The 13,271-nt window shown below is 63.7% G+C and carries 16 protein-coding genes; 9 read left to right on the top strand and 7 right to left on the bottom strand.

The window, feature by feature from the left end; all coding sequences use genetic code 11:
* Window positions 1-34: 34 nt before the first annotated feature.
* The 3 genes from surE to OEZ49_RS17205 all read left to right on the top strand — a co-directional run bounded on the left by surE (window position 35) and on the right by OEZ49_RS17205 (window position 2,719).
* The gene (gene surE, locus OEZ49_RS17215) at window positions 35-817 is read left to right on the top strand and encodes a 5'/3'-nucleotidase SurE (RefSeq protein WP_263389471.1); all 783 of its coding nucleotides are present in this window, start codon (window positions 35-37) and stop codon (window positions 815-817) included.
* Window positions 814-1,461 carry a protein-L-isoaspartate(D-aspartate) O-methyltransferase gene (locus OEZ49_RS17210; RefSeq protein WP_164128354.1) on the top strand — a complete coding sequence of 216 codons (648 nt, stop codon included), beginning with the start codon at window positions 814-816 and terminating at the stop codon, window positions 1,459-1,461. Before surE ends, OEZ49_RS17210 begins: the two co-directional genes overlap by 4 nt.
* 82 nt (window positions 1,462-1,543) lie before the next feature.
* On the top strand, window positions 1,544-2,719 hold the full coding sequence (locus tag OEZ49_RS17205) for a LysM peptidoglycan-binding domain-containing protein (RefSeq protein ID WP_263389470.1): 1,176 nt from the start codon (window positions 1,544-1,546) through the stop codon (window positions 2,717-2,719).
* A 136-nt stretch (window positions 2,720-2,855) separates the two neighbouring features.
* Here the strand turns inward: OEZ49_RS17205 and OEZ49_RS17200 are convergent, their stop codons facing one another.
* Both OEZ49_RS17200 and OEZ49_RS17195 read right to left on the bottom strand, forming a co-directional pair.
* Window positions 2,856-3,521, bottom strand: coding sequence for a helix-turn-helix transcriptional regulator (locus OEZ49_RS17200; protein ID WP_263389469.1), 666 nt, complete (start codon window positions 3,519-3,521; stop codon window positions 2,856-2,858).
* 24 nt (window positions 3,522-3,545) lie between these two features.
* Window positions 3,546-3,845, bottom strand: coding sequence for a hypothetical protein (locus OEZ49_RS17195; RefSeq protein ID WP_263389468.1), 300 nt, complete (start codon window positions 3,843-3,845; stop codon window positions 3,546-3,548).
* A 228-nt stretch (window positions 3,846-4,073) separates the two neighbouring features.
* Here OEZ49_RS17195 and OEZ49_RS17190 point away from each other — a divergent pair, with 228 nt between their 5' ends.
* The 3 genes from OEZ49_RS17190 to tatC are packed head-to-tail and all read left to right on the top strand — an operon-like array spanning window position 4,074 to window position 5,677.
* Window positions 4,074-4,289, top strand: a complete 216-nt coding sequence (locus tag OEZ49_RS17190) for a twin-arginine translocase TatA/TatE family subunit (protein ID WP_164128350.1) — start codon at window positions 4,074-4,076, stop codon at window positions 4,287-4,289.
* A 6-nt stretch (window positions 4,290-4,295) separates the two neighbouring features.
* On the top strand, window positions 4,296-4,754 hold the full coding sequence (gene tatB / locus OEZ49_RS17185; protein WP_263389467.1) for a Sec-independent protein translocase protein TatB: 459 nt from the start codon (window positions 4,296-4,298) through the stop codon (window positions 4,752-4,754).
* Window positions 4,751-5,677 carry a twin-arginine translocase subunit TatC gene (tatC, locus tag OEZ49_RS17180; RefSeq protein WP_263389466.1) on the top strand — a complete coding sequence of 309 codons (927 nt, stop codon included), beginning with the start codon at window positions 4,751-4,753 and terminating at the stop codon, window positions 5,675-5,677. Before tatB ends, tatC begins: the two co-directional genes overlap by 4 nt.
* A gap of 52 nt (window positions 5,678-5,729) precedes the next feature.
* Here tatC and OEZ49_RS17175 read toward each other — a convergent pair whose 3' ends face one another.
* The gene (locus tag OEZ49_RS17175; RefSeq protein WP_263389465.1) at window positions 5,730-6,821 is read right to left on the bottom strand and encodes an adenylate/guanylate cyclase domain-containing protein; all 1,092 of its coding nucleotides are present in this window, start codon (window positions 6,819-6,821) and stop codon (window positions 5,730-5,732) included.
* A gap of 122 nt (window positions 6,822-6,943) precedes the next feature.
* On the opposite strand from OEZ49_RS17175, the gene OEZ49_RS17170 reads away from it, so the two are divergent.
* A complete protein-coding gene (locus tag OEZ49_RS17170; RefSeq protein ID WP_263389464.1) occupies window positions 6,944-7,312 on the top strand; it encodes a hypothetical protein in 369 nt (122 codons plus the stop codon).
* Window positions 7,313-7,462: 150 nt separating this feature from the next.
* Here the strand turns inward: OEZ49_RS17170 and OEZ49_RS17165 are convergent, their stop codons facing one another.
* Together OEZ49_RS17165 and OEZ49_RS17160 are read right to left on the bottom strand one after the other, a co-directional pair.
* Window positions 7,463-8,194 (bottom strand): LrgB family protein, encoded by a 732-nt coding sequence (locus OEZ49_RS17165; protein WP_263389463.1) that lies wholly within the window; start codon window positions 8,192-8,194, stop codon window positions 7,463-7,465.
* The gene (locus OEZ49_RS17160; protein ID WP_263389462.1) at window positions 8,187-8,537 is read right to left on the bottom strand and encodes a CidA/LrgA family protein; all 351 of its coding nucleotides are present in this window, start codon (window positions 8,535-8,537) and stop codon (window positions 8,187-8,189) included. Before OEZ49_RS17160 ends, OEZ49_RS17165 begins: the two co-directional genes overlap by 8 nt.
* 189 nt (window positions 8,538-8,726) lie before the next feature.
* On the opposite strand from OEZ49_RS17160, the gene OEZ49_RS17155 reads away from it, so the two are divergent.
* A complete protein-coding gene (locus OEZ49_RS17155) occupies window positions 8,727-9,569 on the top strand; it encodes an ATP-binding protein (RefSeq protein ID WP_263389461.1) in 843 nt (280 codons plus the stop codon).
* A gap of 1,096 nt (window positions 9,570-10,665) precedes the next feature.
* A complete protein-coding gene (locus OEZ49_RS17150) occupies window positions 10,666-12,222 on the top strand; it encodes a caspase family protein (RefSeq protein WP_263389460.1) in 1,557 nt (518 codons plus the stop codon).
* A gap of 32 nt (window positions 12,223-12,254) precedes the next feature.
* Here the strand turns inward: OEZ49_RS17150 and OEZ49_RS17145 are convergent, their stop codons facing one another.
* Window positions 12,255-12,899 carry an SDR family NAD(P)-dependent oxidoreductase gene (locus tag OEZ49_RS17145; RefSeq protein ID WP_263389459.1) on the bottom strand — a complete coding sequence of 215 codons (645 nt, stop codon included), beginning with the start codon at window positions 12,897-12,899 and terminating at the stop codon, window positions 12,255-12,257.
* Window positions 12,900-12,940: 41 nt separating this feature from the next.
* The gene (locus OEZ49_RS17140) at window positions 12,941-13,189 is read right to left on the bottom strand and encodes a hypothetical protein (protein ID WP_164128341.1); all 249 of its coding nucleotides are present in this window, start codon (window positions 13,187-13,189) and stop codon (window positions 12,941-12,943) included.
* Between the last annotated feature and the right edge of the window lie 82 nt (window positions 13,190-13,271).

Raw genomic sequence — 13,271 nt, 5'->3', positions numbered from 1 at the left:
CGCGTCTATCAAGGGCAAAACGGGGCAGGACGACATGCGCATTCTCATCACCAATGACGACGGCATCAACGCGCCGGGCCTGGCCGCGCTCGAGGTACTGGCCCGCGACCTCGCCGGCCCGGAGGGAGAGGTCTGGACCGTGGCCCCGGCCTTTGAACAGTCGGGCGTGGGTCACTGCATCAGCTATACCCATCCGATGCTGATCGCCAAACTGGGCGCGCGCCGGTTCGCGACCGAAGGCAGCCCGGCCGACTGCGTGCTGGCGGGCCTGCATGACGTGATGAAGGACGCGCCCCCCGACTTGGTGCTGTCGGGGGTGAACCGGGGCAACAACTCGGCCGAGAACGCGCTCTATTCCGGCACGCTCGGCGGCGCGATGGAGGCGGCGCTTCAGGGCCTGCCCGCCATTGCGCTGTCACAGTTCTTTGGCCCGCGCAACTATGGCCGCGAAGATCCCTTCGAAATCGCCCAGACCCACGGCGCCGAGGTGGTCCGCCGCATCCTCGCCGCCTGGCCCCAGGAACGGCCCGACTACCGCCTGTTCTTCAACGTGAACTTTCCGCCGGTACCTGCCGCCGAGGTCAAGGGAACCAAGGTCGTCCGCCAGGGTTTTCGCCAGGGCTCGCGCTATGCGGTCGAACCGCATCTGTCACCCTCGGGCAAGCGCTTCCTCTGGATCAAGGGCGGCGACCAGCAGGCGCGTACCGCGCCCGGCACCGATGCCGCCGTCAATCTCGACGGCTATATCTCGGTCACGCCCATGCGCGCGGACCTGACCGCCGAAGACACGTTGGAGGCATTGCAGGCCACCCTATGAGCGGACCCGACGCCGAAACCAAAATGCAGTTCCTGTTCGCGCTCCGGTCGAAGGGCGTGACCGACCGGCGGGTGCTGGCGGCGATGGAAGAGGTCGATCGCGGCCTTTTCGTGCGCGGCCTCTTCGCCGAACGCGCCTACGAGGACATGCCGCTGCCCATTGCCTGCGGTCAGACCATCAGCCAGCCCTCGGTTGTCGGGCTGATGACCCAGGCGCTCGAGGTGCATCCGCGCGACAAGGTGCTCGAGGTCGGTACCGGCTCGGGCTATCAGGCCGCGATCTTGGCCAAGCTGGCGCGCCGGGTCTATACCGTCGACCGCCACGCCCGCCTGGTGCGCGAGGCGCAGACCCTGTTCCAACGCCTGCAACTGGTCAATATCACCACGATGACCGCCGATGGTTCCTTTGGCCTGTCCGACCAGGCCCCCTTTGACCGCATCATCGTCACCGCCGCTGCCGAGGATGCGCCTGGCCCGCTCTTGGCGCAACTCAAGATCGGCGGTATCATGGTTTTGCCCGTCGGCCAGTCGGATACGGTGCAGACCCTGATCCGGGTCCGTCGCCACGAGACTGGATTTGACTATGACGAATTGCGCCCGGTCCGTTTCGTGCCGCTGCTCGAAGGGCTGGGCAAGGATGGCTGAGACGCCCGGGCCCTGTCGCCCGGACCCTGTTGATTGACGCGAACCCCCGGACCACATGGGGGGCAGCATTGAGGATTATGAGATGCGTGTTTCGTTCCGAACCCTGACCAGACCCACCCTGGCCTGTGCCGCGCTGGCGCTGCTTGCTGCCTGCGAAGGGCCGCTCGACTATGATCTGCGGGGCCAGATTGGCGCCTTCAACACCACCGAGGCCGCACAGGCGGCCAAGACCGCGCCACGCCCGCGCCCGGACGAGCGCGGGGTGATCTCCTACCCCAACTACCAGGTGGCGGTTGCCCGGCGTGGCGATTCCGTGACCGCGCTCGCCGACCGGGTCGGTTTGCCTGCCGCTGAACTGGCGCGGTTCAACGGGCTGCAACCGGGCGATGGCCTGCGCGAGGGAGAGGTGCTGGCCCTGCCGCGTCGCGTGGCCGAACCAACAGGGCAGGGCGGCAATGTCGATATAGCGGCCCTTGCCGGCAGCGCCATCGATCGGGCGCCGGATACGACGCCGGTCCAGACCACCACGCTGGAACCCGCCAAACCTGCCGCTGCCAAACCCAGCGGTCCGGAACCGGTCCGGCACAAGGTGGCGCGCGGCGAGACCGCCTATACCATCTCGCGCCTCTACCAGGTGCCGGTCAACGCGCTGGCCGAATGGAACGGGCTCGGCTCCGATTTTGCCATCCGCGAGGGACAGTACCTGCTGATCCCGGTCAAGGACCAGCCGGCGCCAAAACAACAGGCAGCGGCTCCTGCCGCCGTCGCGGCCGCCACAACTGCGCCCGGCGCCGGGTCGCCCACTCCCACACCACCTTCGGCCACAAAACCTTTGCCCGACGAGAAAGTTGCTGCCGTCGCGCCTGCCGCTCCGGATGTGTCCGTGGGGCAACCCACAGCCAGCAGCAAAGCCCAGCTGGCCTTTCCGGTCAAAGGCAAGATCGTGCGACCCTATGACAAGGGCAAGAACGAAGGGATCGATATCGCGGGCGCCCCGGGCAGCGCCGTCAACGCCGCCGAAGGTGGCACCGTCGCCGCGATCACGGCGGATGCCGATCAGGTGCCGATAGTGGTGATCCGGCATGCCGACAACCTGCTGACCGTCTATGCCAATGTTGACGGCATCGAGGTGAACAAGGGCGACACCGTGAAACGGGGTCAGAAAATCGCCCGGCTGCGCGAGGGCGACAATGCCTATGTGCATTTCGAAGTGCGCAAGGGCTTCGACAGTTTCGACCCCGAACCCTATCTGAAGTAAATGTACGGGCCTTGCGGCCCGTGCCTCCGGCAGGAGTATTTTTGACCAGAAAGAAGCTGCAACGGTGCCCGTCTTCACTTCGCCGGAAGTACTCCGGCGGGCGTCGCAGGACGGGGGGCAGCGCCCCAGCCCCCGCTCAAGGTTGGTAATCGGCCAGGGTCTTGCCAGGCTCGTCGCGGAACAGTTCCGGCAATGGGGCAACCGCCTCGATCAGGTCGATGCGGAACACCCGAAACCCCTCACGCAGCTCGCACCAGGCGGTCAGGGTCCAGACCCGTCCCCAATATTCCATATGCAGCGGCCGCACCACGCGCTCGGTCAGTTCCCCGTCGATGCGGCGATAGCTCAGCCGCAGCTTTTGGCGTGCCTTGATCGCGGCCCGGATCGGCGGCATATGCGCCAGGCCGCGCGCGGCGTCGGCAAAGGGGTAGACGGCGAATTTCCAGGCATCGGCCTCGGCAATGGTGCGGATGGGCAGCACCGCGTCGATCTTGTCGGCCAGCGTTTGCGCCGCCGCCTTCAATTCCGGATCTGCCGCCTCTGCCACGATCGCCATACCGAGGTTCAGCGCCTCCAGCTCGGTGGGGGTCAGGTTCAGCGGCGGCAGGGTGATCTGCTCGCGCACCATGTAACCCACGCCGCGCTCGCCCTCGACCGGGATGCCCGAGGCGGCCAGCGTGTCCATGTCGCGATAGATGGTGCGGACCGACACTTCCAGCCGGTCCGCGATATCCTGCGCGCGGTGCAGCTTGCCGTCGCGCAGGATGCCGATGATATCGAACAGGCGGTCGCTACGGCGCATGACCCGTCCTTTCGCATCCGCAGATTACATCCGCCAGTGCACCGCCTCGTGCCGCATGCTCAGACTGTCGGGGGCAATCGCGGCCATCAACGCCGCCGCGCAATCCGCCGTTTCGAAGGCGCGCGCGGCCGCCTCGGCCGCCGCCGCATCGGTCCAGACCACACAGTCGGTCCAGCGCCCGTCGACCCCCCGACTCAGCCTGCGGTGAAGAAAGCCGGGCAGGGCGCGCACAAAGTCTTCGGTCTGCTGGCTCAGTTCCACAAAACGCGTGGCGCTGACATCGGGGTTCAGCGCGAAGGTGACGATCTCGACGGTCTCGGTCATGGGATATCCTTCTGTCCATGTTGCGATGCTCCCGTGATATCCACCGTCAACTGACACAAACCTGTCAGGAGGATCAAGCCCCCCCGGCAAAATCGCAAATTTCGCCCCGATCGCGGCACGCGCGGCACCGCGCCCTCTTTGCCGTCACCCGCGCCCGCGCTAGACCCGGGATCAGAGACATGCCCGGAGGCGCGCCCGCGCGTCCGATGACGACAAAGGAGACGATCCATGCTCAACAATATCGGCCTTCCCGGCCTTCTGCTCATCGCCGTCGTGGTCCTCGTGCTGTTTGGCCGCGGCAAGATCAGCTCGCTCATGGGCGAGGTCGGCAAGGGCATCACCGCCTTCAAGAAGGGTGTCAGCGACGGCACCAAGGAGCTTGAGGAAGACGTGGCCCAGACTGCCAAGGACGTCTCGCCCGAGACCGACAAGGACAAGGCGTAACCGCATATGTTCGATCTGGGCTGGAGCGAGCTTCTGGTGATCGGCGTCGTGGCGCTGATCGTCGTGGGGCCCAAGGACCTGCCCGTGCTGTTTCGCAACGTCGGTCGCTGGGTCGGCAAGGCCCGCGGGCTGGCGCGTGAATTCAGCCGGGCGATGAACGATGCCGCCGACGAGGCCGGGGTCAAGGAGATCTCCAAGGGGCTCAAGGCCGCCACCAACCCGGTGGATTCGGCGCTCGACGGGGTGCGCAAGGCCGCCAGCGATCTGCGCACCGGCGTGGACCCGACCAAATACGACCCCGGCACCGAGACCGGCAAACTGGCGACCGAGCGGGCCGAGCAGGCCAAGAAGATCCAGGCCGCCACCGCCCGCGCCGCCGCGGAACGGCGCCTGCGCGAGGCCACGGCCGAGCTTGAAAAGGCTCAGGAAGCCGAGGCCGCGCTGAAACCCGGAACCGAGACATGAGCAAGACAGACGAGATCGACGACACGTCCGCCCCGCTGATCGAACACCTGGCCGAGCTGCGCACCCGGCTGATCCGTGCGGTGATCGCCTTTATCGTCGGGATCGTGCTGGCCTTTGTCGTGGCCGAGCCGATCCTGCAATTCCTGCTGGCGCCGATCGAGGCGACGCTGCGCGAGCTGGGCGACCCGTCACCGACGCTGCAATACACCTCGCCGCAGGAATACCTGTTCACATTGTTCCGCATTTCGATGGTGTTCGGTTTCGCACTGGCCTTTCCGGTGATCGGCTACCAGCTCTGGCGCTTTGTCGCGCCGGGGCTCTACCGGTCGGAAAAGGGCGCGTTCCTGCCCTTCATGATCGCCTCGCCCTTCATGTTCCTCTTGGGTGCGGCCTTCGCGCAATTCGTGGTCACGCCGCTGGCGATGCAGTTCTTCCTGGGCTTTGCCGATGTCAGCTCGATCTTTGCCAACCTGTTGTCGGGGGCGGCGGGGGACGTGCCAGCAGACGTGGCGGTGGTTCCCGAAACCTCCGATGGGGTCAGGATCACCTTCTTCGGCAAGGTCAACGAATCGCTCGACATCACGCTCAAGTTCATCATGGCCTTTGGTCTCTGCTTCCAGCTTCCGGTTCTGCTGACCCTGATGGGCAAGGCCGGTCTGGTCAGCGCCGAGGGGCTGGGCAGCGTGCGCAAATACGCCGTCGTGGCGATCCTGGTGCTGGCGGCCCTGGTGACCCCGCCGGACGTGGTGACCCAGCTCATCCTCTTCGTGGTGGTCTACGGGCTTTACGAGATCTCGATCTTTCTGGTGGCCCGGGTCGAAAAGAAACGCGAGGCTCAGTTGCGCGCCGACGGCTATTATGACGACGAACAGGAATTCGACGATCCGCTGATGGCCGAGTTCGACGAGGAAGAGAGCAAGTAGGCGTCAGGCGTCTGGAGATGACCAAAGGGCGCGCCGATATCGGCGCGCCCTTTTACGTCCGGGGTCTGGAGGGCGCCTCTGCCTGCGGTCCGGTGTCCCCCAAGCGCCCCGCCAGCCACCAGGTCTGCATCGGTCCGACCCCATCGATGTGGATTTGCCCCCGTGGCACGAACCCATAGCGTCCCGCCAGTTGGTCACGCACTGGCTTTGTCGCCTGTATGCGTCCCGGCTCGCCATGGCTTTCCATGCGGCTGGCGATATTCACCGTTTCGCCCCAGATGTCATAGAACAGCTTCTGGTGGCCGATCACACCGGCCACCGCCGGCCCGGCATGCAGGCCGATCCGGATGTCCACACCACCGGCAAAGGTCCGGGCGACATCCAGCATATCCAGCGCCATTTCCGCGACCCTGTGCACCGGATCGTCGCAGGCCTCCGGCGCGCCTGCCGCCACCATATAGGAATCGCCGATCGTTTTGATCTTTTCCAGCCCGTGCCGTTGCGCCAGTTCGTCGAAGACCGAGAACAGGCCATTGAGAAAATTGACGATCTCCTCCGGCGTCATCTTTGCGGCCCGCGGGGTAAAGCCCGCGATATCGGCAAACAGGATCGCCACCAGCGGCAGGCTGTCCGCGATTGTCTGGGTCGGATCGTCCTTGAGCCGGGCGGCGATCTGCTCGGGCAAAAGGTTGCGCAGCAACCTCTCGGACCGCGCGTGTTCGGTGGCCAGCTCCGCCCGTTGTGCCTCGACCTTTGCATAAAGCTCCCCCAGCCGCTGGCTGGTCGCGTTCACATTGCGGGCCAGATCCCCCAACTCGTCCCGGTTGGGAACCGTGACCCGCACATCGAACCGGCCGCCCGCGATGGCGTTCAGGGTCCGGCCAATCCGCCGGACCGGCCAGATCAGCGACCCGGAAATTGCATAGCCAAGCAGAAAGGCCACGCCAATCGCCACCAGGGCCGAGGCGATGACCATCTCGCGCGAGGCCTCATAGGCCAGCGCCGTCGATTTCGCCGTTTCGGCCATTTCCGCCTCGATTACCTGTACCTTGGAATAGGCGCCCCGCTGCATCCGCAGCGCGATGGGCAAAAAGGTCTGGCGCGCGATCGTGCCTGCCGACTTGTAATCCTTGCTCTCGCGCAAGGAGCCTGCGCGCCGGGCAATCTCCTGCAACCGCTTTGCGTTTGCCCGCTGCGCCGAGATTTCCGCATTGTCCGGCAGTCCGGCAGTCCGGCGCGTCCGATCGTCCTGAGCCCCTGACCGGTGTGAAAGACGAGGTTGTTGGTGCCTTCGACCAGAAGAAAGGAGGTGTTGATAAAGAACCCGCTGGCGTTCTGCTGCTGCACATCGTTTGGGTCGATGGCTATCGCCGTGGCCAGGGTCACCAGATCGCTCAGATACAGGTATTGATCGTTGAAAAAGGCGATGCGCGCCTGATCGCGCAACAATCTCTCGGTTCTGTCGTTCGCCTGCCGCAGAGTCTCCAACCCGATCCAGGCCAGCCCGGCCATCAACAAAGTGACACCCAGAAAGGCCGACAGCAGCTTCAGCCGGATCGAAACCGACAGACCGGCAATCGAACGAACCAGGATGTTCGGCCGGGTTGTCGTCTCGTCCACGTGGTGATCTGGTGATTGCGGCAACGTCCGCCTCCCCAAAGCCCTGCCACTTCAACTAATCGCACCGACAGAGCTGAGACAAACGTCTGAGGCAGACACGCAAGGCCAAGTGGCTTTCCCGGTCTGGCGATCAAACCACAAACCCCAAGAGGCGCACGGGCCGCCTCAGACCAGACCGAACCGCACAAGCAGTGCCCAGAGCAGCGGCAGCAGCAGCGCGGTGGCCACCGCGTTCAATCCCATGGCCAGCCCCGAAAACGCGCCCGCCGTTTCGTTCACCTGCAAGGCGCGCGCGGTGCCGATGCCGTGGCTGGCCGTGCCCATCGCCAAGCCGCGCGCCTGCCAGTCGCGGATGCCCAGCAGGTTCAGCAGCATTGGCCCGAACATGGCCCCGAAGATCCCGGTCACGATCACCAGCACCGCCGTCAGCGAGGGCAGCCCGCCCAGTTCCTCGGCAATGGCCATCGCCACCGGCGCCGTCACCGATTTGGGTGCGACCGAGGCCAGCAGCGTCTCCGATCCGCCCATCAGCCGGGTCACCGCGACCGCCGTCAAAATCGCGGTCAGCGACCCGCACAAAAGGCTGACCGTGATCGCCAGCGCCGAGCGCCGGACCCGGTGCCATTGACGGTAGAGCGGCACGGCAAGCGCCACGGTCGCGGGACCCAGCAGGAAATGCACGAATTGCGCGCCCTGGAAGTAGGTGCCGTAATCCGTCCCCGTCAACACCAGTACAGCCACCACGATCAGCACCGCGCCCAGCACCGGGTTCAGGAACGGGCTGCGGCCCCCCCGCTCGAACAGCCAGCTTGCCGCCTGAAAGGCGACCAGCGTCAGCGTCAGATGAAACAGCGGCGAGGCGCTGAGATAGACCCAGGTTTCGGCCAGACTATCCATCTCTCGGCTCTCTCCGGCCCAGCCAGCGCATCAACAGGCCGGTGACCGCGATGGTGGCCAGCGTGCTGACGACAAGCGCCACGCCCAGCGGCACCAGCGCCTCGCCCAAGAGCCGGAAATGCAGCATCACCCCGGTCCCGGCAGGCACGAACAGCAGCGACATCGCCCGCAGCAATCCGCCCGCCGTCTGTTCCAGCGCCTCGGGCACCTCGCCCCGGATCATCAGCAGCGCGAACAGCGCCAGCATGCCCAGAACCGGACCCGGCACCGGTAGGCCCAGCGCGCCCACCGTCAGTTCCCCGGCCAGCTGGCACACCAGTATCAATGTCAGAAACCCCAGCATCACGCCCTCCGCTTGCCCCGGACTTGCAGAGTGTAAGTGGGGTCCGCGCGGATCAAGCCGTCTCGCGCCTTGTCTGAGGCTGTACAAAACGGTCATTTCCCCCTCTGGAACAGGTACAAAACGGTCAATCCGGCCCTTGCCGCGCCGCCGCGAACATGGTTTCTGTGCCCGACCGCAGGGAGGAGAGACATGGACAACGACGCGCTCAACCGTATTTCCGAGGCCCTCGAACGCATGGCGCCCGCCCCCCTGCGCGCCCCCGATTTCGCCAGCGCGCCGGCCTTTGTCTGGCATGTCGGGCCGGAACGGCTGGAACCGGTGCGCGATGTCAGCCGGGTCGATCTCGACCTGCTGGTGGGCATCAACCGCTCGCGCGATACGCTCTTGGACAACACCCGCCGTTTCGCTGCCGGGTTCAAGGCCAACAATGCCCTTTTGTGGGGCGCGCGTGGCATGGGAAAATCGAGCCTGGTCAAGGCGGTGCACGGCACACTTCAGCCTGAATTCCCGGATCTGAAACTGGTCGAGCTTCAGCGCGAGGACCTGCCCTCGGTCGCGCGCCTGCTGAACCACCTGCGCAGCGCATCGCAACGTTTCATCCTGTTCTGCGACGATCTTTCGTTCAGCCATGACGACCAGCATTACAAGTCGCTCAAGGCGGTTCTGGACGGCGGGATCGAGGGGCGGCCCGAGAATGTGGTGTTCTATGCCACCTCCAACCGCCGCCATCTGATGCCCCGCGACATGATCGAAAATGAACGCTCCAGCGCCATCAACCCCTCTGAGGCGGTCGAGGAAAAGGTTTCGCTCTCCGACCGCTTCGGTCTCTGGCTTGGCTTCCATCCCTGCGATCAGGACGAATATCTTGCGATGATAGACCGCTATTGCGCTGCATATGGTGTGTCCGTCGCGCCCGATACCCTGCGGGCTGAGGCCATCGAATGGCAGGCGACGCGCGGCGCCCGGTCCGGGCGCGTTGCCTGGCAGTTCTTCGTCGATCTGGCCGGACGGCAGGGCGTCAGATTTGAATGAAACGCTTGGGCGTAAGTGTAGGATTATTCCGGTTTTTTGGAGCCAGTGAACGTCATTTTGAAATAAACGCTGCTTCGCTGACTCCAATAAATTATTAACCTGTACTCAGTTTAATTCGCTCAACAAACAAGAGTCAGAGACTTAGTTAAGAGGCGCTGGGTGCAAGTATTACTCCTAATGCTTGTAAGTGTAAGTCAAGCAGATCAATTTCTGTTAGGTTGCTGGAAAATCCAAGGATTATTTCGCAGACTGTTTCGCCATCAGCAATGGTTTAATGAGGTTCTCCTGTAGCTTCCACACCAACAACAATTTACTTAGTGGAGCTGCTTCCTCTTCCATTAGATGGCGCCATATTCTCAGCAATATGACTGATGTCCAAATCCTCAATCGCTTCAACTTGTTTGTCCGTCAGGTGTCAGCCGTCAAGTTGCCGCCGTTAGCACGCATATATTCCTTCCGCCGGTGATGGTGATAACTATTGTGGTTGTATGGATTTAGTCGAGGCAGTATACAGGTTGTTAAGTTACAGTTTCCCATGTCGGTGATACTGACTGCGACCGGATGAAGAGGGGCGTGTCCATGAAAATAGTTATCGGACTTATCTTCATTCTAGTTTGGCTGTGCTTTTGTTATTGGGTTTTGAGAGGGGCGATTGTGCCGGATGCAATCGAGCCTTTGGTTCTGGGTGTGATGACGATGATACTGCTTCGGTTTTACAAGTTTTTCTCCGGAAAGTTAAAGGATGGAGTATTAGATTGAGTGCATAACAAGACTTTGGCTTGAGTTGAGACTTTGGATTTTGGATTTTGGATTTTACATAATTTGTTAATGAAGCAAATGCGAAATATGGTTTTCATAGGGATGACTGTGAGGTAATTCGGTCGATCTTCATCAACTCTGTGCTACTTGCGTGCTTGTACCTTTGTCGACTTTGTTTGCTCTCGCCTTACATTGTGCACTCTCGGTCCGCGTTACCTGGCAGTTCTTCGTCGATCCGGCCGGACGGCAGGGCGTGGCGATCTGATCCGGTCCGGTTGATCGGTAACCGACACTGTGGCAGACTGAACCAACCTCTCTTGAGGGGGGGAGGGATTTTATGCTCAGACTTGTCTTTGCCCTGTTTTTCAGCCTGTTGCCCGCCGTTCTTTGGGCAGAGAAGGTGGCCCTGGTCATCGGCAACGCATCTTATCAGAACGTGGCGCCGCTGGCCAATCCCGGCCGCGATGCTGAGGCTGTCTCGGCGGCGCTGAGCAAGCAGGGGTTCGACGTGGTCAAGGCCACCGACCTGACCCGCAGCGCGCTCTACAACACCCTGCGCGACTTTCGCGACAGGGCCGACCGCGCCGATGTCGCCATGGTTTATTATGCCGGTCACGGTATCGAGGTGGGCGGCCAGAACTTCCTGATCCCGGTCGACGCGCGCCTTTCGGACGAGCGCGATGCCGACCTGGAAATGATCGGCATGGACGTGGTTTTGCGGCAGCTCTCGGGGGCGAAGAAGCTCAAGATGGTGGTGCTGGACGCCTGCCGCGACAATCCGTTTGTACAAAAGATGCAGCGCGAAAACCGTGGCCGCAACATAGGCCAGGGACTGGCCATCGTCTCGAACGCCGAGGCCGCCACCCTCATCGCCTATGCCGCCGCCGCAGGCGAGGTGACCCCCGATGGTCCCGCGGGCCATAATTCGCCTTTTACCTCGGCCTTTCTCAAGGCGCTGGATCTGCCACCGGCAGATGTGCGCATCCTGCTTGGTGCAGTGCGGGACGAGCTGAACCGTACCGTCCCCGGCGCGGTGCCGTTTGTCTATTCCTCACTTGGCGCCGAACAGGTGGTGATCAATCCCAACTCGACCAAACCTGAACCACCTGCGCCGGTGACCACGGAAAAACCCGTGGTTCATGACGAGGAGCAGATGCTGCGCGACTACGCCATGGCGGAATTTTCGGGCTCGGTCGAGGCCTGGGACGCGTTCCTTGAAACCCATGCCTCGCAGTCTTCGCAACTGCTGTATCTGCTGGCGCAGCGCACGCGCGCCCAGTTGGCGGGCCAGAAAATTGCGGCACTGCCACCACAGACCGGAACCGCCGAGCGTGCCACAGACCCCGCACCGGTGACTACTTCCGTTGCCCCGCCTGCGGGCGAACAGCAACAAGCCGCAGTCCAGATCCCGGCCATTCCTGTGCCCGAACCGCAACCCGCGCCCCAGCCGCAGGCTCCGGCGCTGAGCCGGGACGAGCTGAAGCGCGCCGTGCAAGCGGCGCTGAAGGATCGCGGCTGTTATCGCAGTTCGGTGGACGGCATCTGGGGGCGTGGCTCGCTGGCCGCGCTGGTCCGGTTCAACGAGGCGGCCGGAACCGACCTGCACCTTGACAGCAACGCCGACGCCGAAGTGTTCGCTGCGGTACTGAAAGTAGTCGAGCAGAGCGAAGAGGTGATCTGTGCCGCGGCCCAGCCGACGCCAAAACCGGCGCGGAAAACGACAACGGCGCGCAAACCGTCGACCACGTCAACGGCGACGGTCCAACAAGCGGCGCCCGACCCAACGCCGCCAAAACCCGCGGTCAAATCCGGTGCACCGACCTGCCGTCCGAAATACGGGACCCTCTACGGGTCGGACGGGTCGTTGTCGGTCGGCCTGCCAATCTGCCGCTAGGACAGCGACACCGCGCCGGACAGCAGGGTCAATTACAACACTGAAACGATCCGTCCGGCCTCGTCCGCGCAGGGAGTCAGGGACTCGCGGTTCTCACCGGGAAAGAAACGGGCGCGCAGCGCGGTTGGCATTGGCGCGGGCTCTACGATCCGAACTCTCGGCCCGGTCCGCTCGGTCTCGGCGGCCCAGCTGCGGGCCAGCGCCATCTGCGCCGCCTTGGTGGCGCCATAAGCGCCAAAGAACTTCTGGCCCGCGCGCGGATCGTCGAAAAACACCGCCTGACCGGTCTCTCCCAACAGGGGCGCGACATAGGGGATCAGAACCGACGTGGCGGTCGCGTTCACTGCGATCGATTTGGTCCAGTCCTTGGCATCGACAAAATTCGCAGGGCTCAATGGCGCGGCATGGATGGCCGTGTGCAGCCACAGATCCAGCCGCCCCCAACGGTCGTGGATGCCCCGGCACAGCGTCGCCATCGCGGCCGGGTCAGTGACGTCCATCGGTGCCAGCGTTGCACTGCCGCCCCGCGCGCGAATACGGTCGTCCAGTTCTTCCAGCGCGCCGGTGGTGCGGGCCACCGCCACGATATGATGGGTGGGTGCCAGCGCTTCGGCCAGCGCGGCGCCCAGACCGCGCGAGGCGCCGGTGATCAGGGCCAGTTTGGTATCTTGTGTCATGCGTGCGGTTTGACCGCGCCGCGCCCGCCCGTCAAGAGCGTTCAGCTGCCGGGGATGGCAAGCCGCCGGGTCTGGCCACCATGCCGCAGCATCAGACCCTCGTCATCAATGGCGAGGATCTCGCCCGCGCGCAGCTTGTCGCCGGGCGCCACCTGCTCGACCTTGCCGCCTGGCAGGCGCACCAGGGCGCGCATGTCGTCGGTGGGGCCAAAGATGCCCAGGACCGTCAACGCGTTCTTCTGAATATCGGCGGCCTGAGTTGCCGCCGAACTGACCTTGCTGTTCGCCATCGATTCGCCTGTTTGTCTGCTTTGCCCCGGCGCCTAACAGGCAGGGCGGGCAGGGGCCAGAGGCAACCCTCTTATGAGCAGG

The organism is Ruegeria marisflavi, from assembly GCF_025673445.1.
Classification (GTDB): Bacteria; Pseudomonadota; Alphaproteobacteria; order Rhodobacterales; family Rhodobacteraceae; genus Ruegeria_B; species Ruegeria_B marisflavi.
This window is presented reverse-complemented; position numbering and strand designations above follow the sequence as displayed.